The sequence below is a fragment of the Amycolatopsis tucumanensis genome (genome assembly GCF_021654135.1).
Taxonomy (GTDB): Bacteria; Actinomycetota; Actinomycetes; order Mycobacteriales; family Pseudonocardiaceae; genus Amycolatopsis_E; species Amycolatopsis_E tucumanensis.
The window spans coordinates 41,089-66,701 of record NZ_JAKGSD010000040.1 but is presented as its reverse complement, the minus strand read 5'-3'; the positions used below and the strand labels follow the sequence as shown (position 1 = coordinate 66,701).

General features: G+C 72.3%; 27 protein-coding genes. 13 read left to right on the top strand and 14 right to left on the bottom strand.

The genetic code is table 11. From position 1 onward, the window contains the following. The first annotated feature begins 4 nt into the window (after positions 1 to 4). Together L2C96_RS31050 and L2C96_RS31045 are read left to right on the top strand one after the other, a co-directional pair. On the top strand, positions 5 to 646 hold the full coding sequence (locus L2C96_RS31050; protein ID WP_237338732.1) for a TetR/AcrR family transcriptional regulator: 642 nt from the start codon (positions 5 to 7) through the stop codon (positions 644 to 646). Positions 647 to 846: 200 nt separating this feature from the next. After that, positions 847 to 1,224, top strand: coding sequence for a DUF5994 family protein (locus L2C96_RS31045; protein ID WP_237338731.1), 378 nt, complete (start codon positions 847 to 849; stop codon positions 1,222 to 1,224). A 114-nt stretch (positions 1,225 to 1,338) separates the two neighbouring features. Here L2C96_RS31045 and L2C96_RS31040 read toward each other — a convergent pair whose 3' ends face one another. From L2C96_RS31040 to L2C96_RS31020, 5 genes are all read right to left on the bottom strand, one after another. Continuing rightward, the gene (locus L2C96_RS31040; protein WP_020422920.1) at positions 1,339 to 1,755 is read right to left on the bottom strand and encodes a DUF6292 family protein; all 417 of its coding nucleotides are present in this window, start codon (positions 1,753 to 1,755) and stop codon (positions 1,339 to 1,341) included. Positions 1,756 to 1,778: 23 nt separating this feature from the next. After that, positions 1,779 to 2,585, bottom strand: a complete 807-nt coding sequence (locus L2C96_RS31035) for a Rossmann-fold NAD(P)-binding domain-containing protein (RefSeq protein WP_237338730.1) — start codon at positions 2,583 to 2,585, stop codon at positions 1,779 to 1,781. Next, on the bottom strand, positions 2,582 to 3,037 hold the full coding sequence (locus L2C96_RS31030) for a nuclear transport factor 2 family protein (protein ID WP_039792033.1): 456 nt from the start codon (positions 3,035 to 3,037) through the stop codon (positions 2,582 to 2,584). Before L2C96_RS31030 ends, L2C96_RS31035 begins: the two co-directional genes overlap by 4 nt. Positions 3,038 to 3,895: 858 nt before the next feature. Then, positions 3,896 to 5,488, bottom strand: coding sequence for a tannase/feruloyl esterase family alpha/beta hydrolase (locus tag L2C96_RS31025; protein WP_237338729.1), 1,593 nt, complete (start codon positions 5,486 to 5,488; stop codon positions 3,896 to 3,898). Between the two features lie 87 nt (positions 5,489 to 5,575). After that, positions 5,576 to 6,652: an isocitrate/isopropylmalate dehydrogenase family protein gene (locus L2C96_RS31020; protein WP_237338728.1), complete on the bottom strand. Its 1,077-nt coding sequence runs from the start codon at positions 6,650 to 6,652 to the stop codon at positions 5,576 to 5,578. A gap of 51 nt (positions 6,653 to 6,703) precedes the next feature. Between L2C96_RS31020 and L2C96_RS31015 the strand changes: the two genes are divergently transcribed. Continuing rightward, positions 6,704 to 7,120 carry a MerR family transcriptional regulator gene (locus tag L2C96_RS31015; protein ID WP_237338727.1) on the top strand — a complete coding sequence of 139 codons (417 nt, stop codon included), beginning with the start codon at positions 6,704 to 6,706 and terminating at the stop codon, positions 7,118 to 7,120. Next, entirely contained in the window at positions 7,117 to 8,037 is a 921-nt protein-coding gene (locus L2C96_RS31010) for an NAD-dependent epimerase/dehydratase family protein (RefSeq protein ID WP_237338726.1), read from the top strand. Before L2C96_RS31015 ends, L2C96_RS31010 begins: the two co-directional genes overlap by 4 nt. Positions 8,038 to 8,273: 236 nt before the next feature. On the opposite strand, the gene L2C96_RS31005 is transcribed toward L2C96_RS31010, so the two are convergent. From L2C96_RS31005 to L2C96_RS30985, 5 genes are all read right to left on the bottom strand, one after another. Next, positions 8,274 to 9,071: a crotonase/enoyl-CoA hydratase family protein gene (locus L2C96_RS31005; RefSeq protein ID WP_237338725.1), complete on the bottom strand. Its 798-nt coding sequence runs from the start codon at positions 9,069 to 9,071 to the stop codon at positions 8,274 to 8,276. 58 nt (positions 9,072 to 9,129) lie between these two features. Continuing rightward, positions 9,130 to 10,941, bottom strand: coding sequence for a glycerophosphodiester phosphodiesterase (locus L2C96_RS31000; RefSeq protein WP_237338724.1), 1,812 nt, complete (start codon positions 10,939 to 10,941; stop codon positions 9,130 to 9,132). 63 nt (positions 10,942 to 11,004) lie between these two features. Continuing rightward, a complete protein-coding gene (locus L2C96_RS30995; protein ID WP_237338723.1) occupies positions 11,005 to 12,027 on the bottom strand; it encodes a LacI family DNA-binding transcriptional regulator in 1,023 nt (340 codons plus the stop codon). Between the two features lie 16 nt (positions 12,028 to 12,043). Next, positions 12,044 to 12,379: a hypothetical protein gene (locus tag L2C96_RS30990; protein ID WP_237338722.1), complete on the bottom strand. Its 336-nt coding sequence runs from the start codon at positions 12,377 to 12,379 to the stop codon at positions 12,044 to 12,046. Beyond that, on the bottom strand, positions 12,376 to 13,281 hold the full coding sequence (locus tag L2C96_RS30985; protein WP_017981535.1) for a DUF6772 family protein: 906 nt from the start codon (positions 13,279 to 13,281) through the stop codon (positions 12,376 to 12,378). The genes L2C96_RS30990 and L2C96_RS30985 overlap by 4 nt, the downstream gene beginning before the upstream one ends. A gap of 110 nt (positions 13,282 to 13,391) precedes the next feature. Here L2C96_RS30985 and L2C96_RS30980 point away from each other — a divergent pair, with 110 nt between their 5' ends. The 6 genes from L2C96_RS30980 to L2C96_RS30960 all read left to right on the top strand — a co-directional run bounded on the left by L2C96_RS30980 (position 13,392) and on the right by L2C96_RS30960 (position 18,982). Beyond that, the gene (locus L2C96_RS30980; protein ID WP_237338721.1) at positions 13,392 to 14,699 is read left to right on the top strand and encodes an MFS transporter; all 1,308 of its coding nucleotides are present in this window, start codon (positions 13,392 to 13,394) and stop codon (positions 14,697 to 14,699) included. Between the two features lie 88 nt (positions 14,700 to 14,787). Continuing rightward, a complete protein-coding gene (locus L2C96_RS30975) occupies positions 14,788 to 15,702 on the top strand; it encodes an AraC-like ligand-binding domain-containing protein (protein ID WP_027936482.1) in 915 nt (304 codons plus the stop codon). 9 nt (positions 15,703 to 15,711) lie between these two features. Next, the gene (locus L2C96_RS45230) at positions 15,712 to 16,023 is read left to right on the top strand and encodes an AAA family ATPase (RefSeq protein ID WP_237338720.1); all 312 of its coding nucleotides are present in this window, start codon (positions 15,712 to 15,714) and stop codon (positions 16,021 to 16,023) included. 105 nt (positions 16,024 to 16,128) lie between these two features. Further along, complete coding sequence (locus tag L2C96_RS44775; protein WP_272883479.1) at positions 16,129 to 16,251, top strand: hypothetical protein; 123 nt, start codon at positions 16,129 to 16,131, stop codon at positions 16,249 to 16,251. Between the two features lie 126 nt (positions 16,252 to 16,377). Next, positions 16,378 to 17,832, top strand: a complete 1,455-nt coding sequence (gene styD, locus L2C96_RS30965) for a phenylacetaldehyde dehydrogenase StyD (RefSeq protein WP_237338719.1) — start codon at positions 16,378 to 16,380, stop codon at positions 17,830 to 17,832. Positions 17,833 to 17,857: 25 nt separating this feature from the next. Continuing rightward, complete coding sequence (locus L2C96_RS30960; protein WP_237338718.1) at positions 17,858 to 18,982, top strand: NDMA-dependent alcohol dehydrogenase; 1,125 nt, start codon at positions 17,858 to 17,860, stop codon at positions 18,980 to 18,982. Positions 18,983 to 19,029: 47 nt separating this feature from the next. Here L2C96_RS30960 and L2C96_RS30955 read toward each other — a convergent pair whose 3' ends face one another. Continuing rightward, positions 19,030 to 21,186, bottom strand: a complete 2,157-nt coding sequence (locus tag L2C96_RS30955) for a glycoside hydrolase family 3 C-terminal domain-containing protein (protein WP_237338717.1) — start codon at positions 21,184 to 21,186, stop codon at positions 19,030 to 19,032. Between the two features lie 52 nt (positions 21,187 to 21,238). On the opposite strand from L2C96_RS30955, the gene L2C96_RS44770 reads away from it, so the two are divergent. Continuing rightward, positions 21,239 to 21,847 (top strand): TetR/AcrR family transcriptional regulator, encoded by a 609-nt coding sequence (locus L2C96_RS44770; protein ID WP_308191196.1) that lies wholly within the window; start codon positions 21,239 to 21,241, stop codon positions 21,845 to 21,847. Here the strand turns inward: L2C96_RS44770 and L2C96_RS30940 are convergent, their stop codons facing one another. Genes L2C96_RS30940 through L2C96_RS30930 form a run of 3 tightly spaced genes read right to left on the bottom strand, consistent with a single transcriptional unit; the run spans position 21,848 to position 23,806 of the window. Beyond that, the gene (locus L2C96_RS30940; protein WP_237338716.1) at positions 21,848 to 22,159 is read right to left on the bottom strand and encodes a hypothetical protein; all 312 of its coding nucleotides are present in this window, start codon (positions 22,157 to 22,159) and stop codon (positions 21,848 to 21,850) included. It lies immediately after the preceding gene. A gap of 51 nt (positions 22,160 to 22,210) precedes the next feature. Continuing rightward, a complete protein-coding gene (locus L2C96_RS30935; RefSeq protein ID WP_237338715.1) occupies positions 22,211 to 22,402 on the bottom strand; it encodes a tautomerase family protein in 192 nt (63 codons plus the stop codon). 60 nt (positions 22,403 to 22,462) lie between these two features. After that, positions 22,463 to 23,806 (bottom strand): MFS transporter, encoded by a 1,344-nt coding sequence (locus tag L2C96_RS30930; RefSeq protein WP_237338714.1) that lies wholly within the window; start codon positions 23,804 to 23,806, stop codon positions 22,463 to 22,465. A 186-nt stretch (positions 23,807 to 23,992) separates the two neighbouring features. On the opposite strand from L2C96_RS30930, the gene L2C96_RS30925 reads away from it, so the two are divergent. Together L2C96_RS30925 and L2C96_RS30920 are read left to right on the top strand one after the other, a co-directional pair. After that, positions 23,993 to 24,805: a sugar phosphate isomerase/epimerase family protein gene (locus L2C96_RS30925; protein WP_237338713.1), complete on the top strand. Its 813-nt coding sequence runs from the start codon at positions 23,993 to 23,995 to the stop codon at positions 24,803 to 24,805. A gap of 23 nt (positions 24,806 to 24,828) precedes the next feature. Beyond that, a complete protein-coding gene (locus L2C96_RS30920) occupies positions 24,829 to 25,602 on the top strand; it encodes an SDR family NAD(P)-dependent oxidoreductase (RefSeq protein WP_237338712.1) in 774 nt (257 codons plus the stop codon). Positions 25,603 to 25,613: the final 11 nt, after the last annotated feature.

Genomic DNA, 25,613 nt, shown 5'->3' with positions numbered 1-25,613 from the left:
GTTCATGAGCAGGGCCGTGACGACCTATCACCAGCGCGTCGCCGAGGAGAAGCGCGCGCTGATCGTGACGGCCGCGACCGCACTGTTCCTCGAGCTGGGCTACGACCGGACGTCGCTGGCGCGGATCGCGGAGCGCTCAGGCGTTTCGCGGGCCACCTTGTTCAAGCAGTTTCCGAGCAAAGCCGCCCTGTTCGACGCCATCGTGACCGAGTCCTGGTCGGCCGCCGACGAGGAGGAGCCACCGCCGGCGGGCGACATCGTCAACGGGCTGAGCACCATCGGTCGCCGGTACGCCGAGTTGCTGGGCCGTCCCCAGATGACCGATCTGTTCCGGATCGTCATCGCCGAGCTGCCGCGGTTCCCCGAACTCGCCAATGCGCAGTTCTCGCACGGGAAGATGCCCTACTTCGAGTCCGTGCGCAGCTATCTCCTGGCCGAGCACGAGGCGGGAACGGTGCGGGTCGAGGACGTCGACCTCGTGGCCACCCAGTTCCTGGGCATGATCTCCAACTACGTCTTCTGGCCGAAGCTCCTGGTGCCGGGCTGGGAGGTGAGCGCCGACCGCGTGGCTCAGGTCGTCGACGAGGCCGTGCGCACCATCGCCGCCCGCTACGCGACGACCGGACCCGCCGCCGGTTCCTGCTAAGTACATTGTGGACCTCTGGGAATGGCTCGTCCCCCTTTCCGGTGTCCGTGCGCGGAAATCCGCTCGCGGACGCCGCCATCGGGCGCTGGAGGGTGTAGCGTCAGGGGGGTCGGGAGCATCTCGCGCGCGGGCGGTCAAGCCGGCGCCGTTCTCGGCCGCTGAAGCCGACCCGGTCACGGGCCGGGGGCAGGAGCACCGGCATGTCGTCGGGCCCGCACGTTCGCACCACCACCCCGAAGGCCGGTATGGCCGCCGGGCCGCCGCGGCTGAAACTCCGAGCGAGTCAGAACCCGTCGGCGCCCACCCCGGGGTACGTCGACGGGGCCTGGTGGCCACGGTCGCGAGACCTGTCCGCGGAGCTGCCGGCACTGCGTGCGGTGCTGGCAGCCCGCCTGGGGCCGATCGACCGGATCGCCTACCACACGACCGCCTGGGACCCCGCGGTGCGCCACTTCGACCGGCGAGGCTCGCTGGCCCCGGTCGTCGGCTACCGCAGGCAGGAGTCGGACACGGTGGACGTGACCACCTCGGCGGGTGACCGCCTGGTGCTGGTGGTGGTGCCGCCCGCCCGGTCCTAGGGTTCTGCGTACCGCGCCAGCCGCGTGGCGCGCTGGCTGCGGTTGCCGCCTGTTCGGACACGGTGGACGTGACGACTTCGGCGGGTGATCGGCCCGTCCTGGTGTGCCGCCCGCCTAGGGCTCCACGTACCGCGCCAGCCGCGCGGCGAGTTCGGTGCGGCCGACGTCCACGGCGAACACCGGGCGGGGCGCGTCGGAGCGGTCGGCGGCGATCACCTCGGTCACGAACCGCGCCACGGCCGCCGGTTCCGGGACCACGTCGTCCCCGGCGAACCAGGCCAGCACCATCGGCGTCTCGCCCGGCTCGGTCTCCACGGCCACCGCCCAGCCGCTGCGTTCGCTCCACACCAGCATCAGGTCCTCGGCCGGCCGGGTCGGCCACCGCCGGGTCAGGCCCAGGTACGCGGTGGCCGTGTCGCTGAGCTCGAACGACGTCGCTTCCGCCGGCACGCCGACGGCTTCGGCGACTGCCCGCAGGTATCCGGCGAGTCCGCGGCTCAGTTCGGTCAGGCCGGCGGCGGGAGAATCCATGTGCCCAGCCTAGTTGGGCCGCGTCAGCTCCTGAGCTGCTCGGCCAGGAACCGGCGCAGCGGTTTCGGCGGGCGGCCGGTCAGGCGGTGCACGGTGCCAGTCACGCGGTCCTCGCTGCCGTGCCGGATGCCCTCGTCCAGGGCGGCGAGGGCGGCCGCGAAGTCGGCCGGGTAGCCCGCGGCCACGAAGCGGTCCGCCAGCTCCGCCGTCCCGACGCTGGTGTGGCGCACCTCGGCGCCGGTCACCTCGCTGTAGATCGCGGCGCCTTCGGCGTAGCTGATGGCCTCCGGGCCGGTGATCACGTGCTCGTCGCGGCCGCACTCGTCGGCCAGCAGCAGCGCCGCGGCGGAGGCCGCGATGTCGGCGGCGTCGATGAACGCGACCCGCCCCTCGCCGGTCGCGGTCACGATCTCGCCGCGGGACCGGATGCCCTCGGCCACCGGGTGGTCGCCGGTGAAGTTCTGCATGAACCACGAGGGCTTCAGCACGGCGAGCTCCGGCATGATCTCCCGGACCGCGCTGTCCACCCGGCCCAGCCCCGGATCGCCGGTCGCCACCGCCGACGAGCTGAGCAGCACGACGCGGCGCACCCCCGCTTCCCGGGCGCGCTCGAGGAACGGGCGCACGAGCGGCTCCGGCTCGGCGATCCCGACCGGCGCGACCAGGTACATGCGCTCCACGCCGTCCAGTACGGCGTCGTGGGTGGCCGGGTCGGACCAGTCGAACCCGGTGCGCCTGCTCGCCGCGCGGACCGTCGCACCCGCCTCGGTGAGCAACTGCACGAGGGGACGCCCGGTGTTCCCGGACGCGCCCGTGACCAGGACTTTCACTGAGCACCCTCCTGCATGGCGACCAGTTCGCCGAGCCGCCCGAGAGCGTGCCCGGCGGCGAGCGGACTCCAGTAGTCCCGCAGCGACTCGATACCGTCGGCGCCCACGCGGACCACGTTGACGTACCGAATCCGGTAGGGCCGCCCGGTGCGCAGCGCCGTGCCGTCGACCTCCCACTCGACGATCAGCACGTCCGGGTCGGTGGTTTCGTGGCGGGTCTGGGACGTGATCGCCTTGATGTCGACGTTGTCGGTGTAGTCGCGCACGTACTCGCGCACCGCCTCCCGGCCCTGGAGGGTGGGCCACCCGGGCGGCGCGAAGGGGAACTCCATGACCCCGCCGGGCGCGAAGACGTCGGCGAAGCCGTCCATGTCGTGCGCCAGCACGCGCTCGTGAAGGCGATCCACAGCCTCATGAGCGCGACGGCGCCGGTCCTCGGGAGAGAGAGTCATGACAACGCTCCTGAGATGGTTGGGACGATACCGTCTCGTCCATCATAGCGCGCGGTGAGCGCGAATCCGCCTGGCTGCCGGGAGGTGGCAGCGGGGGTGGATCGGCTGCGTGTGGGGGCGGGTGCGGCTGGCGTGGTGCGAGGTGGGAGCGGGGGTGGGCTGGCTGCGTGTGGGGGCGGGTGCGGCTGGCGTGGCGGAGGGTGGCAGCGGGAGTGGGCTTTGTACCGGGGCGCGCTCGGCCCGCATGGCGGGGCGGGAGGTGGCAGCGGGAGTGGGCTTTGCGCCGGGGCGGGTGCGGCTGGCGTGGCGGGAGGTGGCAGCGGGAGTGGACTTTGTGCCGGGGCGCATGCGGCCCGCATGCCGGGAGCCGGTAGCGGGAGTGGGCTGGCTATATGTCGGGGTGGCCCGTATGGCGGGGGCGGTGGTGGGAGTGGAGTGGCTGTGTGTGGGCGTGGCGGGGGCGGTAGTTGGAGCGGACTGGCTCTGTGTGGGCGCGCTCGGTCCGTGTGGCGGGAGGCGGCAGCGGAAGCGGCCCGACCAACGGACCGGCCTTCCCTGCTCTCGCAACCGCCGGCCGGCAACGCAAGAAGACCGACTACCCCAACCAGACCTCCCCCGCCCCCGATCCACAGCCGATCTTTGGTCGCCGACCAGCCGTGTCAAGGCACGCTTTCCCGCCTTGACACGGCTGCTCGGCGACTGAAACACAATCAGGGAGAGGGGGCGGGGGTGGTCGAAAGGTGACCTTCCGGCGCCGTGAGGCGCACCTGCGCGAAGCGCAGGAAAAAGATCAAAAGAGAGTCCTCGCCGCACGGGCAGGCTCCGGGATGACCACCCGGCTCGGGTTGGGTGCGAAGATCACCCGGTGCAGGTGAAGCTTGCTGCTGCGGCCGGGTCGCCTCCCCGGTAGCGGGGCCAGGCCGGGTATTCGCACAGTGGGCGGGCCCGGCCGGTGGTGGCGTCGGTGACCACCGGGTCGACGGGCGCCTCCCGGTGTTCAGCCCAGTTTTCCAGTGCGGTCAGCGAATCCCATGCGGCGGGGAAGGCCGCGCTCACGTTCGCGTGGTTCGCGCCGGGGATGAGATAAAACCTCGCGAAGGCGTCCGTCGCCCGCTTGCCCAGTGTGCGCTCCACCCGCTCGAAGTAGTCCGCTGTGGACCGGTGGCTGACCAGCTCGTCCGCTGTTCCGTGCAGCAGCAGGAGTTTGCCGCCGGCCCGGGCGAACCGGCTCAGGTCCGGGTTGTTCACGTCCTGCAGTCCGGCCAGCTCGGCGATCCGCTCCCGCCACGGGCCCGGGTGCCGTGGATCAACCGACAGGGCGTCGAAACCGGGGTCGCGGGTCACGAAGTACCGCACCCACTGGTCCCAGAACTGGACACCGTAACCAGCGGCGGTCGGCATCGGGGTGGTGGGGGCCACCGTGCCCATGCCGAGCAGCGGGGTGGTCATCGCGGCGCCGGACAGGAACGGGAAACCCGGGTAGCCGCGCTCGCCGCTGTCCAGGTGGTAGTTCCACCGCAGCGGAGACGAAATCGCTTTCACTGCACGGATCTGCGCGTCGGACAGGCACGTGTCGCCCGTGTCCGCGCCGTCGGGGCAGCGCAACGACCTAGGATCGAACCGGCAACCGGGCTCGTTCGAGATCACGCCGTCGCGCAGGCCGTCGAGGCCGTCGCAAGCCTGAATGACACTGCGGTACAACAAGGTTTGCTTGGCGGGATTGGGGAACGCGCCGGGCTGCGACAGCACCTGCGCCTCGTAACCGAAGAACAGGTCCAGGCTCGCCGCGTTCCACGCCGGGTACGCCGAGATCACGCCGTCGAAATCCGCGGGCCACCGTTGCGCCACGGCCAGCGCCTCACGGCCACCGGTCGAGCCGCCCGCGAAATAACTGTGCGACGGGCGCGCCGAATACCTCTCGGCGATCAGGAACATCGCGGCATCACGGGTCTTCTTCAGCGCGTCACCCGAGAAGTTGCGCACCGCCTCGTCGTTCACCCCGAACGAGCCGTCGAGCGAGGTCGCCGGGACGTGCGCCGGCGAGGCCTGGTGACCGGAGTCGCTCGCGAACATCGCGTAACCGCGCGCCAGGGGAGTAGGCCCGCCGACCGGTCCGAACGGGACGTTGCCTGCCACGTTCGGGATCGTGCCGTTGTAACCGCCGCCGCCGAACATCAGCGCCTTGCCGTTCCACTCCGCGGGCAACGCGACGCGCATCCGGATGTCCGGCGCCGCCGGGTCGACCGGGTGCAGCGCCGCGTCCACCTGGCAGTAGGTGCCCGTGACCTGGGCCGACGTCACCGTGCCGCCGCTGGTCGGCAGGCCGATCACGGCGGCCGGGATCGCCAGCCCCGCCAGCCCGGCGCACGACGCGGCCGGATCCGCCTGCGCCGGCGCCGCGAGTGCCGCGGCCGCCAGCGCCGGGACGAGCACGGCAACAGACCTTCTCATGGACGATCCTCCCTGCGCACCGTTGCGAGATCGCCAGGGTAGGCAGCGCCCGGGACGGTCCACCATGTCGGCGGACCACAGCGTCGGTCAGCCCGTCATGTGCTTGATCGACACCACCACGGCGTCGGTGAACGCTCGGGTGCCTGCCGAGCCGCCGAGGTCCGGTGTCGTCACGCCGCCGCGGATCGTGTCGGCGACCGCCTCGCGGATGGTGCTCGCGACCCGGGCCGGCGCCGGGTCGTCGTGGCGCTCGCCCAGCCACTCCAGCAGCATCGCGGCCGACAGGATCATCGCCACCGGGTTCGCCACGTCCCGCCCCGCGATGTCGGGCGCGGAACCGTGCGTGGCCTGCGCCATCCCGCGCGTGGCCGACACGTTGACCGACGGGGCGATGCCAAGCGAGCCCGCGATCTCCGCGGTCAGGTCGGACAGGATGTCGCCGAACATGTTCTCCGTGACGATCACGTCGAACTCCGGCGCGCGCCGCACCAGGGCGGCGGCCATCGCGTCGATGTGCGCGTCGCCGACCTCGACGTCCGGGTACTGCCGCGCGACGTCACGGCACACGTCCAGGAACAGCCCGCTGGTCAGCCGCAGGACGTTCGCCTTGTGCACCACCGTCACCCGGCGCCGCCGTTGCCGCGCCAGCCGGAACGCCTCGTGCGCGATCCGCTCCACCGACTCGCGCGTGAAGATCGCGTGCGCGATCGCCACGTCCGGCGTCGGCATGAACTCGCCAGCCCCGGCGAAGGTATTGCGGTCGGCGTAGAAACCCTGGGTGTTCTCCCGCACGATCACCAGGTCGGTGCCCGGGACCAGTGCCCGCGTCCCGTCGAACGCCCTGGCCGGGCGGATGTTGGCGAACAGGTCGAAGTGCTTGCGCAGGAACCCGCTCGGGTTGAGCCGCGAGCGGTGTGGCTCCGGGTAGGACGCGTTGTCGTGCGGGCCGAGCAGCCAGCCGTCCACACCGGACAGTGCCTCGACCGTGGAATCCGGCAGGGGAGTGCCGAACTCGTCGATCGCCGATCGGCCCACCGGCAGCGGTACCCATTCGATGTCGAGTTCCTGCGCCGCCGCGTCCACCACGCGGACCGCCGCCGGCACGATCTCCGGCCCGATGCCGTCCCCGTCCATCACCCCGAGGCGGTACGTGTCCTGCGTCATGTCAGCCCTTCCCTTGACTTCAAGCGCTTCAACTATCCGACACTGGCCGGTATGAGCACGATCCAGGAGGTCTCCCGGCGCAGCGGACTGCCGGAACCCACCCTGCGCTACTACGAGAAGATCGGCCTGATCGGACCGGTCGACCGCGACGAGTCCAGCGGGCACCGCCGGTACCCGCCCGAGCTGGTCGAGACCATCGAGGCGCTCGGCTGCCTCCGCTCGACCGGCATGAGCCTGGCCGACATGCGGGTCTACCTGCGCCACCTCGACGGCGGCGACCCGGCCGAGCAGCGTGACCTGTTCGCCCGCAACGTCGAACGGCTGGACGCCGAGATCGAGCGGCTGCGCGTGCGCCGCGACTACCTGCGGCTCAAGGCCGAGCTGTGGGACGCGCGGGACCGCCGGGACGCGGCCGCCGAAGAACGGGCCGTCGACGAGATCCGGGGCCTGCTGCCCCGGCTGAAGTGACCGCGCGCGGCCCCGTCCTGGTCACGGGCGGGACGGGGTTCGTCGGCACGCACGTCATCGCCCGCCTGCTGCGCGACGGGTGGGCCGTGCGGACGACGGTCCGGTCGACTGATCGGGCCGGGGAGGTGCGCGAGGCGGTCGGCGGGGACCCCGAGTTCGCCGTCGCCACCCTGGACAGCGACGCGGGCTGGGCGGAGGCGGCCGACGGCTGCGAGTACGTGCTGCACGTCGCCTCCCCGTTCCCGGCCGACGACCCGGCCGACGAGGACGAGGTGATCCGCCCGGCGCGGGACGGCGCGGTGCGGGTGCTTCGCGCCGCCCGGGACGCGGGGGTGCGGCGCGTGGTGCTGACCTCGTCGTTCGCCGCCGTCGGATACAGCGGCACGCCCCGCGGCTTCTACGACGAGACCGACTGGACCGACCCGGCGGACGACAACACCGCGTACGTGAAGTCGAAGGCCGTCGCGGAGCGGGCGGCGTGGGATTACGCGCGCGACGGCGGGCCGGAGCTGGCGGTGATCAACCCGACCGGCATCTTCGGGCCGGTGCTGAGCCCCCGGCTGTCCACCTCGACCGGCCTGATCAAGGCGATGCTGGAGGGGACGATGCCGGTGGTGCCGAGGTCGTACTTCGGCGTGGTCGACGTCCGCGACGTGGTCGACGCGCATGTGCGTGCGATGACCGCGCCGTCGGCCGCCGGCGAGCGGTTCCTCGTGAGCAGCGGGCCGGCGATGAGCTTCGCGCAGATCGCCGAGCTGCTGGGCGTGCCGGTGCGCGAGGCTCCTGGCGAGGCCGAGGTGCCGGTGATCCGCACGGACAAGGCGCGGGAGGTCCTGGGCTGGGTACCCCGCGACCCCGCGACGACCATCCGCGAGACGGCGGAGAACCTGCGGCGGTCGGGCCTGCTCCGGGGCTGAGGCCGGAGCCGTGGATCCGGGCAGTGTGCGCGGCTGGGGTGTTCGCCCGGGTCGACGGGGCGCGGCGGGCGCGGGCGTGGGGCTGGGGCGCGTGGGGTGGGTCGTGCGGGCACGGGCGTGGGGCCTGGGTGCGTGGGTGTGGGGCCCGGGTGCGCGTGGGTGTGGGTCCTGTGGGCCTGAGCGTGGAGCCCGGGCGTGAGCGTGGAACTCGCGCGCCGGGGCGTGGGACTCGCGGCTCAGGCCGGGTCGGTGAAGCGTGGCGCCCGCTTCTCGAACGACGCGGTCACCGCCTCGACCTGGTTCGGGCTGCCGATCAGCGCGGTGATCTCCCGCTGCTCCGCCGCGAACCCGGCCTCGTGGTCACGCGGCAGGTCCAGCAGGCGCTTCGCCGCGCGGACCGCGTCCGGGCTGCGCCCGGCGATCGACCGGGCCAGCTCCAGCGCCTCCGCCCGCGGGTCGTCGGCCACGCGCGTCGCCAGGCCGAGCGACACCGCCTCGGCGCCGTTCACGATCCGTCCCGTGAAGGTCAGCTCCTTCGCCACGTCCCGGCCGACCAGCTCGGGCAGCACCTGCGTGCCGGTCATGTCCGGGATCAGCCCCCACTTGATCTCCAGCACCGACAGCTTCGCGTCCGCCGCGACGATCCGGATGTCCGCGCCCAGCGCCACCTGCAGCCCGCCGCCCAGGGCGTGCCCGGTGATCGCGGCGATCACCGGCACCGGCAGCTCGGTCCACACGTAGGCGGCGCGCTGCCCGGTCTCCTTGGCCGGGCCGTCGGCGGGCGGCAGGTCGACGTCGGCGCTGATCCGGTCGCCGGAGCGCATCGCCTGGAAGGCCGCGAAGTCCAGGCCGGCGCAGAAGTCCGGCCCTTCGCCGGAGAGCACGACCGCCCGCAACCCCGGCTCGGTCTTCAGCCGTTCGCCCGCCCGCACCAGGGCCGCGAACATCGCCGGGTCCAGCGCGTTGCGCTTGTCGGCGCGGTTGAGCCGCACGTCGGCGACGCCTTGACTGATCTCGATGCGCACGCGATCCACCGCGCCAGTCTCACCCGGACGGGGTGGCGGGGACAAGATCGCCCCGCCACCCCGGCCCTCAGCGACCCGCGATCAACGCGAGGTCCGCCAGCAGGATCCGCTCCAGCTCCGGCGCGAATCCGGCCCGGCGCACCGCGTCGGCGGCCTGGTCGAAGCGCCCGGCGTCCAGGTGGCGCAGGATCGTCGCCGTCTCCTCCGGGCGCGTCCCGGCCTCGGCGACCAGCACTCGCACGCCTGTCACGTCGACCACGACCTCGAACTTCGCCGACGCCGAAGCCGTCCCGCCAGGGCCGGTCGCGGTGGCGACCAGTTCGTGCGCGCCGGCGGCCAGCGAGCGCGGGTCCAGCGGCACCGCCGGGTCGATCCGCGTCCCGTCCAGCGTCACCGAGACCGATGAGGCGTCCCGCGCCGACACCGCGACCGGCGCAGGCACGAACCGCCGCAGCTCACCCGGCACCGAAATCGACACAGACGGCGCCGCGTGCCCCGACCGCCAGCCGGCGAGCTCGCCCGCCCGGTCGGTGATGATCGCGTCCACCCCGGCGTCGGCCAGCTTCCGCCAGGTCGCGGCGTCGTTCACCGTGTAGGGCATCACGGCGATCCCGGCGGAGTTCAGCTGGGACACCGCGTCCGGACGCGTCAGCAGCGCGGCGGCGGACGGGTTGTACGTCACCACCCCGAACGCCTTCGCCGTCGCCACCGGATCGGCGTCCACCGCGCCCCGCAGCAGCCCCAGCGGGATCTCCGGCGCGACCGCCCGCGCGTCCCGCAGGACCTGCTCGTCGAAGCTCTGCACCAGCACCTGCCGCGCCATGCCGTGACTGCGCACCTCGTCCAGGATCCGCGTGGTCTCCGCGCGGGTCTCCGGGCCCTTGATCTCCAGCAGCAGCGTCGACCCGCTGGTGCGGACCAGGTCCAGCACCTGCCCGAGCGTCGGCACCTTCTGCCCGGCGAACGCGGGCGAGAACCACGACCCCGCGTCCAGCGCGGTGACCTGAGCGGCAGTCAGCGTCGAGATGTCGCCGGTGCCCGGGGTGGTCCGGTCGACGGTGTTGTCGTGCATGACCACCGGCACGCCGTCGCGGGTGGTCTGCGCGTCGATCTCCACGTACTCGGCGCCGGCGCGGATCCCCGCCTCGACGGCGGCGAGGGTGTTCTCCGGCGCGACCGCGGAGTAGCCGCGGTGCGCGACCGTGAGCGGCAGGGCGCCGTCCGGCTGGGTCACCGGCAGCGGTTCGAGTTGGGTGACCACCACGTCGTCGACGCTGATCTTCGCGCCGTCGGCGATGAACCCGAACACGCCCGACGCGCTGCGCCGCAGCTTGGTCGTGGTCAGGACTGTCTTGCCGTCGAAGCTCCAGCTCGCGCGGCTGCCGTGCACCTCGATCGCCACTCGGACGTCGCGCCCGGTGCCCGCGTCGTGCGGCGCGGCGGCGGTGTCGGTGACGTTCCAGGTGTTCGCCTCGGTGCGCTGCGCGAACTCGATGCCGTTGGTCGCGGTGGAGGCCGACCGCATGACCGCCTGGCTCCACGGCACGGCCCCGCCGGGCGCGGTGTCGAGCACGATGCCGGCCCAGCGGCTGGAGTTGGTCACCGAGTCGAACCGGATGGTGGCCTCGGCGCGGAAGTCCTCCAGGTGCGTGCCGAAGGTAATCCGGGACAGCGTGCCGGGCGCGGTGTTGGTCAGCTTGCCGCCGCTGACCTGCCAGGTGCCGGCGACCGGCGTCCACCCGGCGGGCAGCGCGCCGCTGTCGAAGGATTCGCGGACGACGACGTCGCCGGGCGCGGCGGCGGCGAGGGTGGGGACGAGTGCGGCGGCGAGGCCGAGCGCGAGCGCGGCCGCCGTCCACCGGTGGGGAGTGCGTCTCATGCGGCGGACGCTATGTCCGGATTGTGGCGGGAAGGTTGATCTTTCCTGGACGGACGGCGACGATCAGCGCACGACGCGCGCCGAGCCGCGCTCGACGAGTTCGGCGCTCAACCGCACGGTTTCCCGCGGCCGGTCCGGGTCCGCGACCCGCCGCAGCAACAACTCCACCCCGGCCGAGCCGACCTCGTCGGCGGGCAGCCGGATCGTGGTCAGCCCCGGCTCCAGGTAGGCGGCGAACGGGTGATCGCCGTAGCCGAGCACGCGCACGTCCTCGCCGACGGTCAGCCCGCACTCCCGGACCGCCTTGTAGACCCCGAGTGCGAAGTAGTCGTTGCCGGTGACCACCAGCTCCGGGTGGTGCTCACGGCTGATCAGCCCGGCCGCGAGCCGGTGGGCGTCGTCCGGCCGCCACGGCAGTGCCGCGTCCCGCGTCCGGTGCCCGGGCACCTTCAGCACCAGCGAATCGCCGCCGAGCGCGCGCTGGAAACCCGCGATGCGCTGGGCGACCGTGCTGATCTCCAGGTCCTCCTCGAACAGCCACGCCCGCCCCGGCACGGCCACGCGCGACACCGCGTCCGCGACCGCCTGCTCGACGTCGATGCCGACGAAGTCGAACCCCAGCTCCGGGATGTCGCGGCTGAGCAGCACGACCGGCAGCCCGGCCGCGGACAGCTCCGCCCACACCCCGGGCCGGTGCTGGATCGGCACCGCGAGCACCCCGTCGACGCCGAAGCGCAGCAGCTGCTGCACCGCGCGTTCCTCGTTGTCCTCGTTCTCCTCGGTGACCAGCAGCAGGACCGAGTACCCGGCGAGACGGCACTGCCGCTCCACCGCGGAGATCAGCGCGGCGTAGAACGGGTTGGACGGGTTGGTGATCACCAGCGCGAGCACCATCGTGGTGCCGGAGACCAGCGACCGGGCGTGGCTGTTCGGCACGTACCCCAGCCGCCGGGCCTCGGCGACGATCATCTCCCGCGTGGCCTCGCTGACCTGGTCCTTGCCCGACAGCGCGCGCGACACCGTGTTCGCGGACAGGCCGACCCTGTCCGCGACGTCACGCAACGTGACCCGCCGAGCGCGCACCACCAGCCTGACCTCCGGATCAACCCTTGCCAACAAGATAGATGCGCAGCTTCCCGGTCGTGCCGGGACCCACGGCGCAGCGCACCCGCAGCCACTGGCCGAACCCGCTCACCGCCCAGGTGATCAGGCCCGGCGCGTCGATGCGGTGCTCGGTGTCGTCCAGCGGGCACCAGTGCAGGCCGTCGGGGGAGATCTCGGTGCGGAAGACCAGCGGGCCGTCCAGGTCGAGGGCCTGCACGAAGAACCGGGCCTCGGCGGCCCACGGCAGCTCGTAGGGTTCGGTCGCGAAGTCCTCGCGCACCACGGTGTTGCGTTCCAGGACAGCCGTCGTCGTCGAGCGCATGTCGTGCCTCACCAATCCACCGAGATCAGGACCGAGTCCAGGAACAGGAAGTTGCGGACGCCGCAGTGCGTGCGGACCGAGAAGTAGAAGTTGAGCAGGTTGTCCAGCGTGCCGTAGCGGTCCGGGTACGGCGGCACTGGCACGTCCCGCATGTCCATCACGCGGTCGTTGAGCTGGAGCTCCACATTGGACCGGGTGCTGGTGTCGATGTCCCAGCGCAGGTAGTGCCAGTTGATCTTGGTGGGCACCTCGTTGACGCACATCTCCAGCGGCTCGCCGAAGGTGCGCCAGTCGTCCGGGTCCGGGGCGGTGAAGTCGGCGGCGTAGGGGAGGGCGAACTTGCCCTCCTGGTGGTCGCGCGGCGTCGGTTCCGGCACCACCGGGTACATCCAGCGGTTCGTCATCTCGCCGTCCAGGTTGGTGTTCTGGTAGCGGATGACGTTGTGGTAGCGCAGGCCGCCGTCCGAGCAGATGTCGGTGGCCACGGTGAACGCCCCGAACTGCGACTCCGACGGGTGCCGGTTGCCGTCCCACGGCACCGACGCGGGCGCCTCGTGCCCGACGGTGGCTTCGGCCTTGAACGCGAAGTGGGTCTCGATGCGGACCCGGCCGCGGCCCGCCATCGTCAGGCGGCGGATGCCGGTCGCGGTGTGGCCGGGGTAGGGGCGCGTCGCGAGCTTGAGCGCGTAGTTGCCGCTCAGCGTGCCGTGCGTGCCGACGTCGAAGAACGTGCACGAGGACAGCTGCGGCGGGCGGAAGTCGCGCATGTGGTCGTCCACGGTGTCCAGGTCGCCGCGGCCGTCGTAGTTGCCGAGCAGCTCGGTCCAGCCGTGCGTGGTGGAGTCGAACCGGTCGAAGCACAGCACGCGGGACAGCGGGTTGTACTTCGACAGGGCCGTCTCATTAACGTTCATGGAAGTCAAAGCGGTTCCTTGTCTCTTGACCGCAGGGAAAGCGAACTCGTAGCCTGTCGCCACCATGAACGTTAATGTAGACGTTCGTCAGACGCAACGAAGGGTCTGCGATGAGACTCCGGATCAGCCGGGCCACGGTGGGCTCGACCGTGGGCACGGCGCTCGAGTGGTACGACTTCTCCCTTTACGGCACGGCCGCCGCACTCGTGCTGCCGCAGGTGTTCTTCCCCTCCGGTGACCCCGTCGTCGCGACCCTGTCGTCGCTGGCCACGTTCGCCGTCGGGTTCTTCGCGCGCCCGGTCGGCGGCGTGATCATCGGCATCCTCGGCGACCGCGTCGGGCGCCGCACGATGCTGTTCGTGACCCTGATGGTGATGGCCGTGGCGTCCACGCTGATCGGCCTGCTGCCCAGCTACGCCACCGCCGGCGTGTTCGCGCCGGTGGCGCTGGTGCTGCTGCGGGTCGTGCAGGGGCTCGGCGCCGGCGGCGAGTACGCCGGGGCGATGCTGCTGTCCGCCGAGCACGCCGAAACCAGGGCGCGTGGCATCAACGCCAGCGCGCCGACGCTCGGCAACGCGGTCGGCTCGCTGGTCGCGACCGGCGTGTTCTTCCTGACCTCGGCGCTGATGTCCGATGCGGACTTCACCGGCTGGGGCTGGCGGATCCCGTTCCTGCTCAGCTGCCTGGTCGGTGTCGCGGGCGTGATCGTGCGGCTCAAGGTGCCGGACAGCCCGGAGTTCGAACGCGCCAAGGAGGAGGGCCGCGCCACGCGGGCGCCGCTGCGGGCGCTGTTCGCCACTTCCGGGCGCAAGATCCTGCCCGGCATGCTGATCTCCGTCGCACCCAACGTGATCAGCTACCTGCCTTCGGTCTACGCGCTGAGCTACCTGACCAAGGAGGTCGGCACCGCGGCGTGGGTCGGCCTGCTGGGCATCGTCATCGCCAACGCGCTCAAGGTGGTCACCGTGCCGACCGCGGGCTGGCTGTGCGACCGCTTCGGGCGGCGGCCGGTGATGATGACCGGGGCGACCGCGGCGGCGCTGCTGTTCTACCCGTTCTTCTTCCTGCTGGACACCGGCACGCCGGTGGTGATCTGGGCGGCGCTGGTCCTGCTCTACACGCTGTGCAACGACCTGACGCTGGCCTCGCAGGCGACGATGATGTCCGAGCTGTTCCCGGTCGGCTACCGCTACACCGGCGTCACGTTCACCCGCGAGATCGCCGGCGCGGTGGTCGGCGGCTGCATCCCGTTCGTGGCGGCCGCGCTGACGTCCGCGTCCGGCGGGCAGACCTGGCCGATCGCGCTGGTGTGCGGGTTGTTGTGCCTGCTCTCGGTGCTGGGGGCCCGGTTCATCGCCGAGCCGGAGCACCTGCGCCGCCGCGGCGCCGCGCGGGTGACGGCCCCGGCGGGAGGGTGACGCCCGGCACCCCGCCACGTACCATGGCGCCAATCCGACCGGGCGTTCGGTTATTCGAGGCGAGGAGGCCGAGGTGGGCGCGTTCCCGATGACGTTGGACGCCGGCGCCGCGACGAGCCTGGAGTCCTGGCGCGACGTGCTGGCCAGCGCGTTCGTGCCGCTGGACGTCGTCTCGGTCGGGAACCGGTTCCACGGGCGGGTGCACGCCCGGCCGATGGCCGACCTGCAGGTCTCCGTGGTCAGCTCGACGCGCCAGGTCACGCGGCGGACCCGCGGCCTGATCCGGCGCCGGGCGGGCGACCTGTACAAGGTGGGGTTGCAGCTGCGCGGGCACGGCGTCGTCCAGCAGGACGGCCGCACCGCGCGGCTGGCGCCCGGCGATCTGACCGTGTACGACACGAACCGGCCGTACGAGCTGGTTTTCGACGACGACTTCGAGATGCTGGTGCTGCTCGTGCCGCGGCGGCGGCTGAAGCCGCGGGCGCCGCGGGTGGACGATCTGACGGCGGTGACGATCCCGGGTTCGGCCGGCAGTGGCGCGCTGACGTCGGCGTTGCTGCGCGGGCTGGACCCGCGGGTGGCGCGGCCCGGCCCGGAGGCGGGTTTCCTGTCCGACGCGGCGGTCGACATGCTGGCCGCGTGTTTCGCCGCGCAGGCCGAGCCGCCCGCGGACACGGTGGTCACGGCGGCGCAGCGGTACATCGAGGAGCACCTGTCCGACCCGGCGCTGTCCCCGTCCGAAGTGGCCGCCGCGGTGCACGTTTCGTTGCGCCAGCTGCAGAAACTGTTCGAACGCCGCGGCGCGACGATCACCGGCTGGATCCGGGACCGCAGGCTCGAGCGGTGCTGGCACGACCTGGCCGACCCGGCGTTGGCGGCCCGCCCGGTCGCGGCGATCGCGGCGTCCTGGGGCCTGGTGGATGCGGCGCAGTTCAGCCGCACCTTCCGCGCCAAGTACGGCCGCACGCCGCGGGAGCACCGGGCGCAGCTGGTGGCGGGGTAGCGCGCGCCGGTGTTCGTGCAGCGGGTCCGGCTCGCCCCGGGCGCGGATCTGGGCAGCTACCCGTTCACCCTGCCCGTGGTGGCGCACCTGGCCCGCTCCGGCGGTCTGCCGCTGGCGCCCGGGGTGACCTTCCTGGTCGGCGAGAACGGCAGCGGCAAGTCGACCCTGGTGGAGGCGCTCGCGGTAGCCGCGGGTTTCAACCCCGAGGGCGGCAGCCGGAACTTCAACTTCGCGACCCGCGCCAGCGAGTCGGCCCTGGGTGATCACCTGGGGTGTTTCGTCACGAACGCTCGCACGGGGAGTCGTTCCTGGGCCTGGTGAGGCACCGGTTCGGGCCACACGGCCGACACCTGCCGGATGAGCCGGAAGCGACGCTCTCGGTGCGGGTGCGCGGGTGCGCGGGTGCGCGGGTGCGCGGGTGCGCGGGTGCGCGGCGGTGCTGGCGCGGCTGGCCGAACTCACCGAGCAGCGCGGCTGCCGGTGCGCCTGACCCGCGACTTCCTCGCCGCGCCGCAGCGGTACCTGCGGCACCTGCTCGCCGAGAGCTGATCTGGTGCGCGCACGCACAAGAGCCGTGCGCGCAGACGCAAGACCGGCCACTGTGACGTGGCGCATCCTCGGGACAGACGGCCCGTCCGGGTCGTGGTCGACGCCGATCGCCGAGGAGCACCGCCCGTGACCACCACCGAGACCTTCCCCAGCCAGCTCTTCCTAGCCGGCCAGTGGCGCGACGGCACCGGGGGCACGTTCGCCGACCTCAACCCGGCCACCGAGGAGAAGCTGGTCGACGTCGCCGCCGCGTCCGCGCAGGACGTGGACGCCGCGGTCAAGGCCGCCCGCGCCCAGCTGTCCGGCGAGTGGGCCGCCCTGCCCGGCTCCCAGCGGGGCCTCATCCTCAACCGCGTCGCCGACCTGATCGACCGCGACGCCGAGCTGCTCGCCCGCCTCGAAGCACTCGACATCGGCAAGCCCGTCGGCCAGCCGACCGTGCTCGACATGCCCAACGCCGCCCGCACGTTCCGGCACTTCGCCGGCTGGGCCGACAAGATCACCGGCCAGGTCATCCCCACCGACGGCTACCTCGGCCGCCCCACCCACTCCTACACGCGCCGCGAGCCGGTCGGCGTCATCGCCGCCATCATCCCGTGGAACACGCCGCTGATGATCACCGCGTGGAAGCTCGCCCCCGCGCTGGCCGCGGGCAACACCGTCGTGGTCAAGCCGCCGGAGGACGCGCCGCTGTCGATCCTGCACCTGGCCAAGCTCCTCAAGGAGGCCGGCCTGCCCGACGGCGTGGTCAGCGTGCTGCCCGGCCTCGGCGAGGTCACCGGCCAGGCGCTGATCGACCACCCGGACGTCGACAAGATCAGCTTCACCGGCAGCCCCGAGGTCGGCCGCCACGTCGGCGTCGCCGCGGCCCAGTCGTTCAAGCGCATCACCCTGGAACTGGGCGGCAAGTCGCCGCAGATCATCCTCGCCGACGCCGACCTCGAAGCGGCCATCGGCGGCACCGCGATGGGCCTGTTCTTCAACCAGGGCCAGGTCTGCGCCGCGGGCACCCGCGTGCTCGTGCACCGTTCGCTGTACTCCGACGTGGTCGACGCCCTCGCCGGCGCCGCGCGGCAGCAGGTGCTCGGCGACCCGCTCGACCCCGTCACCACGATGGGCGCGCTGGTCAACAAGAAGCAGCAGGAGCGCGTGCTCGGCTACATCGAGAAGGGCCGCGCCGAGGGCGCCCGGCTCGTCGCCGGCGGCGCCCGCCCCGAGCGGCCCGGCTACTTCGTGCAGCCGACCATCTTCGCGGACGTGGACAACGACATGACGATCGCGCGCGAGGAGATCTTCGGCCCGGTCGGCTCGGTGATCCCGTTCGACGACCCGGCCGACGCCGTCCGCATCGCCAACAACACCACCTACGGCCTCGCCGCCACCATCTGGACCCGGGACGTGACCGCCGCGTACACCCTCGCCGCGCAGGTTCGCGCCGGTGCGGTCGGCGTGAACGGCTGGGCCCCGATCGACGCCGCCCTGCCGTGGGGCGGGATGAAGTCCAGCGGCGTCGGCCGCGAGCTCGGCTGGAGCGGGATCCTCGCCAACACCGAGGAGAAGGTCGTCACCGTCGTCCTGTAAGGACGCTCGCTCGAGGAGGAGCAGCATGCCCATCACCACCAAGGTGTCCCTGGTCCGCCAGGCCCCAGGCACTTACGAAACCGCCACCGTCGAGCTGGACGACCCGCGCCAGGGCGAGGTCACCGTCAAGCTGGCCGCGTCCGGCCTGTGCCACTCCGACGACCACGTGGCCACCGGTGACGTGCCCGTCGCGGTGTACCCGTACGTCGGCGGACACGAGGGCGCCGGTGTCGTCACCGCGGTCGGCCCGAACACGCCCGGCTACGAGGTGGGCGACCACGTCGTGTTCTCGTTCCTGCCCGCGTGCGGCAAGTGCGAGTTCTGCGCGCAGGGGCTGTCCAACCTGTGCGACCTCGGCGCGTCGCTGCTCACCGGCGCCCGCGCGGACGACCCGACGAGCTTCCGGATGACCGAGAACGGCAACCCGGTCGGGCAGCAGTGCGGCATCTCTACGTTCGCCGAGTACACCACCGCGTCGGTGGACTCGGTCGTCAAGATCGGCAAGGACATCCCGCTGAAGGCGGCCGCGCTCGTCGGGTGCGGCGTGCCGACCGGGTGGGGTTCGGCGGTCAACTCGGCCGACATCAAGCCCGGCGCGGTCGTGATCGTCATGGGCATCGGCGGCATCGGCGCGAACGCCCTGCAGGGCGCGGCGCACGCCGGCGCGAAGACGATCATCGCCGTGGACCCCGTGCAGTTCAAGCGGGACAAGGCGAAGGTGTTCGGCGCGACCCACGCGTTCGCCACCATCGAGGAGGCCGCCGACCTCGCGCGCTCGCTGACCAACGGGCAGGGCGCGGACGCCACGATCGTGACGATCGGTGTCGTGCAGGGCGACCACGTCGGCCAGGCGCTGGCGTCGATCCGCAAGGCCGGGACGGTCGTGCTGACCGGTCTCGGCAACATCACCGAGGCCGGCGCGCCGATCGCGCTGGGCGATTTGACGCTCATGCAGAAGCGGCTGCAGGGCTCGCTGTTCGGCGAGTCCAACCCGCGCCGCGACATCCCCAACCTGCTGCGCATGTACCAGGCGGGCCAGCTCAAGCTCGAGGAGCTGATCACGCGCGAGTACACACTCGACGAGGTCGCCCAGGCGTACGAGGACATGCACGCGGGCCGCAACATCCGCGGCCTGGTGGTGTTCGACTGAGACGGCGGACGGCCCGGCGCTCGACGGGGGCGCCGGGCCGTCCGTGTTCAGCCGTTGACCTCGTCGATCAGCTTCGCCAATGTCTCCGCCGTCAGCGGGCTGCCCGGGAAGGCGGACATCCGGCTCAGCGGCAGGCTGCCGACCAGCGAGATCGTCGACGGGTCGGCCACCAGTCGTCCGATCCGCCCGTCGGCCGCGGCGAAGGCCTGTCCGAGCAGTTCCGCGCCGCGCGGGTCGGCGAACCATTCGGCCACTGTGGATTCCCCGGTGAGCGGTACCCGCACCTCGTCGCCGGGCACCTCGGCCACCGCGGTCGTGTGCAGGTGGCGTGAGGACGAGCCCACCGCGCAGCGGTATTCGCCGCCCTCCACGATCCACCGGTTCACGCGGGTGTCCCAGTAGGCCAGGTCCCCGGGGGCGATGCGTAACACCACCTCGGCCGTCTCGCCCGCCGCGATCGGGACGTTCGCAAACGCTTTCAGCTCGCGCGGAGCCCGCCGCACCGCCGAACCGGGCACGCTCACGTACACCTGCACGACCTCGCGGCCGTCCCGCTGTCCGGTGTTCGTCACCGGGACCCGGATCTCGATCCCCGCGTCCGTGGCGGTCGCCTCCGCGGCGCCGTACTCGAAAGTGGTGTACGACAACCCGAACCCGAACGGGTAGGCCACCTCCTGCTCGCGGGCGTCGAAGCCGCGGTAGCCGACGTGCAGGCCTTCGCCGTAGCGCACGTGCCCGTTCTCGCCGGGGAAGTCCAGGTAGGACGGGTGGTCGGCGAGCCGCACCGGGATCGTCTCGGCCAGCCGGCCCGACGGGTTGGTCCGTCCGAAGAGGACGTCGGCGAGCGCGCTGCCGCCGGCCTGTCCGAGGAGCCAGCCCTCCACAATGGCCGGCACCGCCGCCTCCCACGGGCGGGTCAGCACGACACCGCCGTTGGACAGCACCACCACGGTGCGCGGGTTCGCCGCCGCGACCCGCTCGACCAGTTCGCGGTGCGCGGGCGGCAGGTCCAGGCTCTCCCGGTCGGCGCCCTCGGTCTCGTGCTCGCTGCCGACGAAGACCAGCGCGACGTCGCTCTCCGCGGCGAGCGCCACCGCCTCGTCGATGTCGTCGTAGCCGGGCGCGAAGCGGACCTCGGCCGATTCGGAGAGCGCGGTGAGGGCGTCGTCCAGCCGCGTCGGGGTGATGTGCGAGCTGCCGCCGCCCTGGTAGCGCGGGGTGCGGGCGAACTCGCCGATCACCGCGAGCGACCGGCCCTGGGACAGCGGCAGCAGGCCGCCCTCGTTCTTGAGTAGCACGATGGCCCGCGCGGCGATCTCGCGGGCGAGGGCGTGGTGGGCGTCCGCGTCGAACTCGGCGGGCTCCCGCTCCGCGGCGCGCTCGACCAGCGCGCGGACCCGGTCGGCGGCCGCCCGGAGCGCGGCGGGATCGAGCCGCCCGTCCGCGACCGCCTCGGCCAGTGCCCGGTCGCCGGCGTCGTCCGGGCCGGGCATCGCCAGGTCCAGCCCGGCGGCGACGGCGGCGACCCGGTCCGCGACCGCGCCCCAGTCCGACACCACCAGGCCCTCGAACCCCCACTCCTCGCGCAGGACTTCGGTGAGCAGCCAGCGGTTCTGGCTCGCGTGGACGCCGTTGATCCGGTTGTACGAGCACATCACCGTCCACGGCCGCGCCTGCGTCACCACCCGCTGGAACGCGCGCAGGTACATCTCCCGCAGGGTGCGCTCGTCGACGTCGGCGCTGATCCGCATGCGGTCGGTTTCCTGGCTGTTGACCGCGAAGTGCTTCAGGGACGCGCCGACGCCGCGGCTCTGCAGGCCGCGCACCCACTCGGTCGCCAGCACGCCGGTCAGCAGCGGGTCCTCGGAGAAGTACTCGAAGTTGCGGCCACCGAGCGGGGTGCGCTTGAGGTTGATGCCGGGGCCCAGCAGGACGGCGACGTCCATCGCGCGGCACTCGTCGCCCAGCGCCTCGCCCATGCGGCGCAGCAGCTCCGGGTCCCAGGTCGAGGCCGTCGCGACGGCGGGCGGGAAGCAGGTGGCCGGGCGGCCGGTGACGACGTCGTCCTCGCTCGCCTGCAGGCGCAGGCCGTGCGGGCCGTCGGTGACGGTGATCGAGGGGAGTCCGGCGGCCGGGGTGGTGTGCCAGAAGTCGTTGCCGCTGGTGAGGGCCGCCTGCTCGGCGACGGTGGGATCAGGCTGCACGGAGCGTCCTTACCTAGTACCTACTAAGTACTCGGTAGCCTAGGATGGGCGCGTGGAGGCGGTCAACACGAAGCGGGACCGGACGCGGCTGCCCGCGGCGCAGCGGCGGCGGCAGATCCTCGACGTGGCGACGCGCCTGATCGGGGAGGGCGGGTTCTGGGCGCTGTCCATGCAGGACGTCGCCGACGCGTGCGGGCTGACCGTGCCCGGGCTGCTGCACCACGTCGGATCCAAGGACGGGCTGCTGCTGGCCGTGCTCGACCACCGGGACGCCGAGGACTTCCGGTCGCTCGCGGAGCAGCTGGGGCTGGGCGCGGACGCGACGGGCTGGCCGCGGGACATCTCACTGGCCGAGGCGTGCGAGGCGCTGGTGCGGCGCAACGCCACGCAACCGGAGATCGTGCGGCTGTTTTCGGTGCTGCAGGCGGAATCGCTGGCGCCGGGCCACCCCGCGGCGGCCTACTTCGCGGCGCGGCAGGAGCGGGTGCTGGCGGAGTTCACGGCCATGGTGTCCGGCCGCGTGCCCGACCCGGCGTCGCTGGCGCGCCAGGTGATGGCGACGATGGACGGGCTGCAGATCCAGTGGCTCCGCGACCCGGACGGCACGGACCTGGTGGCGGAGTGGCAAGCCGCGGCGGAGCGCTTGTTCGCGGGGCTGTGACTAGTCCGGCAGCAGGCGGAACAGCAGGATGATCCCGAGCGTGAGCACGGCGCACGCCACCGCCAGCCACATGTAGCTCTGCATCGGCGAGTCGTACAGGGTGTGGACGTTGCCGTGGCGGTTCAGCCGGCGGCCGATCACCCGGATCAGCACCGCGCTGAGGACGAAACCCGCCACCCAGCCGATGTCGGTGACGAGCGAGTGCCCGTCGAACAGGTTCTGGACCACCGCGCCCGCGATCAGGCCCAGCAGGAGCAGCGGCCCCACCAGGCAGCCCGCGCCGGACCACCGGACCGCACCGACCGGAACCACCGGCCCACCCCCTCACCGCCGCCCGTGATTATCGATCACCGGCGGCGGGAGTCAAGCGTCCTTCTCGTCGAGGGTGACGTCGCCCGCGGCCCAGTGGCTGCCGGGCACCTCGGTGACGATCACGCGCACCGACTCCTTCGGCGCGTCCAGTGCCGCCACCGTGGCCTCGGTCAGGGCGGTGATCAGCGCGCGGATCCGCTGCGGGTCGCGGCCTTCGCGCAGGCTGACCTGGATCAACGGCATCGAAGCCTCCTCGGGTGCCGGGGTCCGGGCTCCCATCATCGCGGACCCCGGCGCGGGAGGTCAGGACAGCCGCACCGGTTCGGCCGGCGTTTCCGCGGTCGCGCGGTCGGCGGCTTCGCGCTCGGCCCGGCCCCACGTCTCACGCGTCAGCAGCGCCGACACCAGGCCCAGCGCGGAGTAGGCGAGGAACAGCAGCGCCGGCCCGAGCCAGCCCAGCCACAGGAACAGCAGCGTCGTCACGAACGGCGTGACACCCGAGATCATCGCCGAGATCTGGTATGCCAGCGACGCCCCCGAGGAGCGGGTCTTGGCCTGGAACAGCTCCGGGAACCACGCGCCCTGCGCGCCGGCCAGCGCGTTCTGGCACACCGCGTACGACACGATCACCGTGACCGCGATCGCGATCAGCGACGCCGTGTTCACCAGCAGGAACATCGGGATCGCCCACAGCGCGCCGAACAGTGTCACCCACAGGTAGACGGGACGCCGTCCGATGCGGTCGGTCAGCCCGCCCCACGCGATCGTCGCGCCGATGCCGACCGCCGACGCGATGCACAGCGCCATGATCGTCTCGCCGCTGGTCGCCAGCTCCTCGGACTTCAGGTACGAGATCATGTACGTGATGGCCACGGCGTACCCCGCGGTCTCGGCGATCCGCAGCCCGATGCCGCGCAGCACGTTGCGCCAGTCCTCGCGCAGCACCTGCACGATCGGCGCCTTCACGATGTCGCCGCTGTCGCGCACGTCCTCGAACACCGGCGACTCGGGCACCTTCGCGCGCACGATCAGGCCGACGATCACCAGGATCAGGCTGGCCAGGAACGGCACCCGCCACGCCCAGTCGCCGGACAGGTTCACCGACACCAGGAACACCAGGTTCGCCAGCAGCAGCCCGATCGGGAACCCCGCTTGCACGATGCCGGTGAACGCGCCCTTGCGGCGCCACGGCGCGTGCTCGTAGGTCATCAGGATCGCGCCGCCCCACTCGGCGCCGTAGGCGACACCCTGGATGATCCGCACGGTCACCAACAGCGCCGGGGCCAGCACGCCGGCCGTCTCGTACGTCGGCAGCAGCCCGATCGCGAACGTCGCCAGTCCCATCACGATCAGGGACGCGACCAGCACCGGCTTGCGGCCGATCTTGTCGCCGAGGTGGCCGCCGATGATGCCGCCGATCGGCCGCGCGACGAACCCGACACCGAGCGTGGCGAACGCGGACAGCGTGCCGATGACGGGTGAGGCGCTGGGGAAGAACGCGTGTCCGAAGTAGAGCGCCGCGGCGGTGCCGAAGCCGATGAAGTCGTAGCTCTCGATCACGGCCCCCGCGGTGGAGCCCCACGCGACGCGGCGCGCATCGGGCGTGCCGTGCACCGGACCGCGCATGGTGAGCGCTTCGCTGCGCATTGTCGATTGCCTTCCTGTCAGGGCCACCACGACCCTATGTCGCCGTGCCCTCCTGTTAACAATGCAGGACATCGTGCGTCGCTCTCCCGGTGATGTCAACACCGTGTTTCCCGCTATACCTCGCTGTCATAGGCAAAATCCGCGGAGATCTTGTCTGTTGACACAGCTCTGTTAACATTGCCGACCATGAAACGAACCGGATGGCCGGGCTGTTCGACGATCAGCTTCCGGCACCTGCCACTGCCGGCGGCGCTGGCGGTCATCGCGGAGTGCGGCTTCGGCGAGATCGACCTCGGCGCGCTGCCGGGGGTGTGCGACCACGTGCCGTACGACCTGACCGACGACGCGGTGCGCGCCGTCGCCGCTGAGGTGGCGGCCTCCGGTCTGCGGGTCCGTTCGGTCAACGGCGACATCGGTGACCTGAACCGCCCGCACGACGAGGACGAGCGGGCGGCCCACCTGCGCCGCCTGCTCGACCTCACCGCGGCCTGCGGGGCCGACGCACTGGTCCTGCCCTGCGGTGCCCAGTCCCACGACCCGGTCGCGACCCTGGACGCGGACCTCGACCTGGTCGCGGCGCAGCTGCACCGGGCCGCCGAGGCCGCCGCGCGGCTCGGCGTCGCCCTGTGGGTCGAGGCCCCGCACTACCACCGCCTGTGCTGGAACACCGATCTGGCCGCCGAGCTGGCCGACCGGCTCGACCCGTCGGTGGGCCTGGTGCTCGACACCAGCCACATCGTCGCCTCCGGCGGCGACCCCGCCGCCTACGCCGAGCGGTTCGCCGGGCGCATCGCCCACGTGCACCTGCGCGACGCCACCCCGGGCCACATCAACCACAGCATCGGCAACGGGGTGGTCGACTTCGCGGCCACCTTCGCCGCGTTGCGTGCCACCGGCTACCAGGGCGCCAGCTCCCTGGAACTGGAGACCCGGGACGTCACCGACGACGAACGGCCGGCGGCCGCGGTCAAGGCCGCGGCCTACATCGCCGGCCTGTGAACCCCATGCAAGGAGAGACCGAAATGCCTGACACGCAGCGCACCGCCGTGATCACCGGGGCAGGCGCGCCCCGCGGGATCGGCAAGGCCACCGCCGCCCGCCTCGCCCGGGACGGCTGGGCCGTGGCCGTGCTCGACCTGAACGAGCCCGCCGCCAAAGAGGCCGCCGACGAGATCGCCGCCGGGACCGGCGCGCCGGTGTTCGCGCACGGCGTCGACGTGGCCGACGAGCCGTCCGTGCTCGCCGCCTACCGGGCCGTGCGCGCCGAGGTCGACGCCGGGCGGCTGCCTACCGTCGGCGCGGTCGTCAACATCGCCGGCATCACCTCGCCGGTGCCGTTCCTGGAGACCACGCTCGAACTGTGGAACAAGGTGATGGCGGTCAACGCGACCGGCACCTACCTGGTCACCAAGGCGTTCCTGCCGGACCTGATCGAGGCGGGCTGGGGCCGGATCGTGAACATGTCCTCGGTGTCGGCGCAGCAGGGCGGCGGCGTGTTCGGCCGCACGCCGTACAGCTCGGCGAAGGCCGCGATCCTCGGCTTCACCAAGGCGCTGGCCCGCGAACTGGGCGACGCGGGGGTCACCGTCAACGCGGTCGCGCCGGGCGCGGTGGACACCGACATCCGCGTCGGCACCACCGAGGAGCTCGAGACCGCGATCGTCAAGAGCATCCCCATCGGCCGCCAGGCCACCGTGGCCGACGTGGCCGGCGTGATCGCGTGGCTCACCAGCGAGGACGCCGGTTACCTGCAGGGCACGACCATCGACATCAACGGTGGCTCGTTCCTCCACTGAGGACGGGAAGC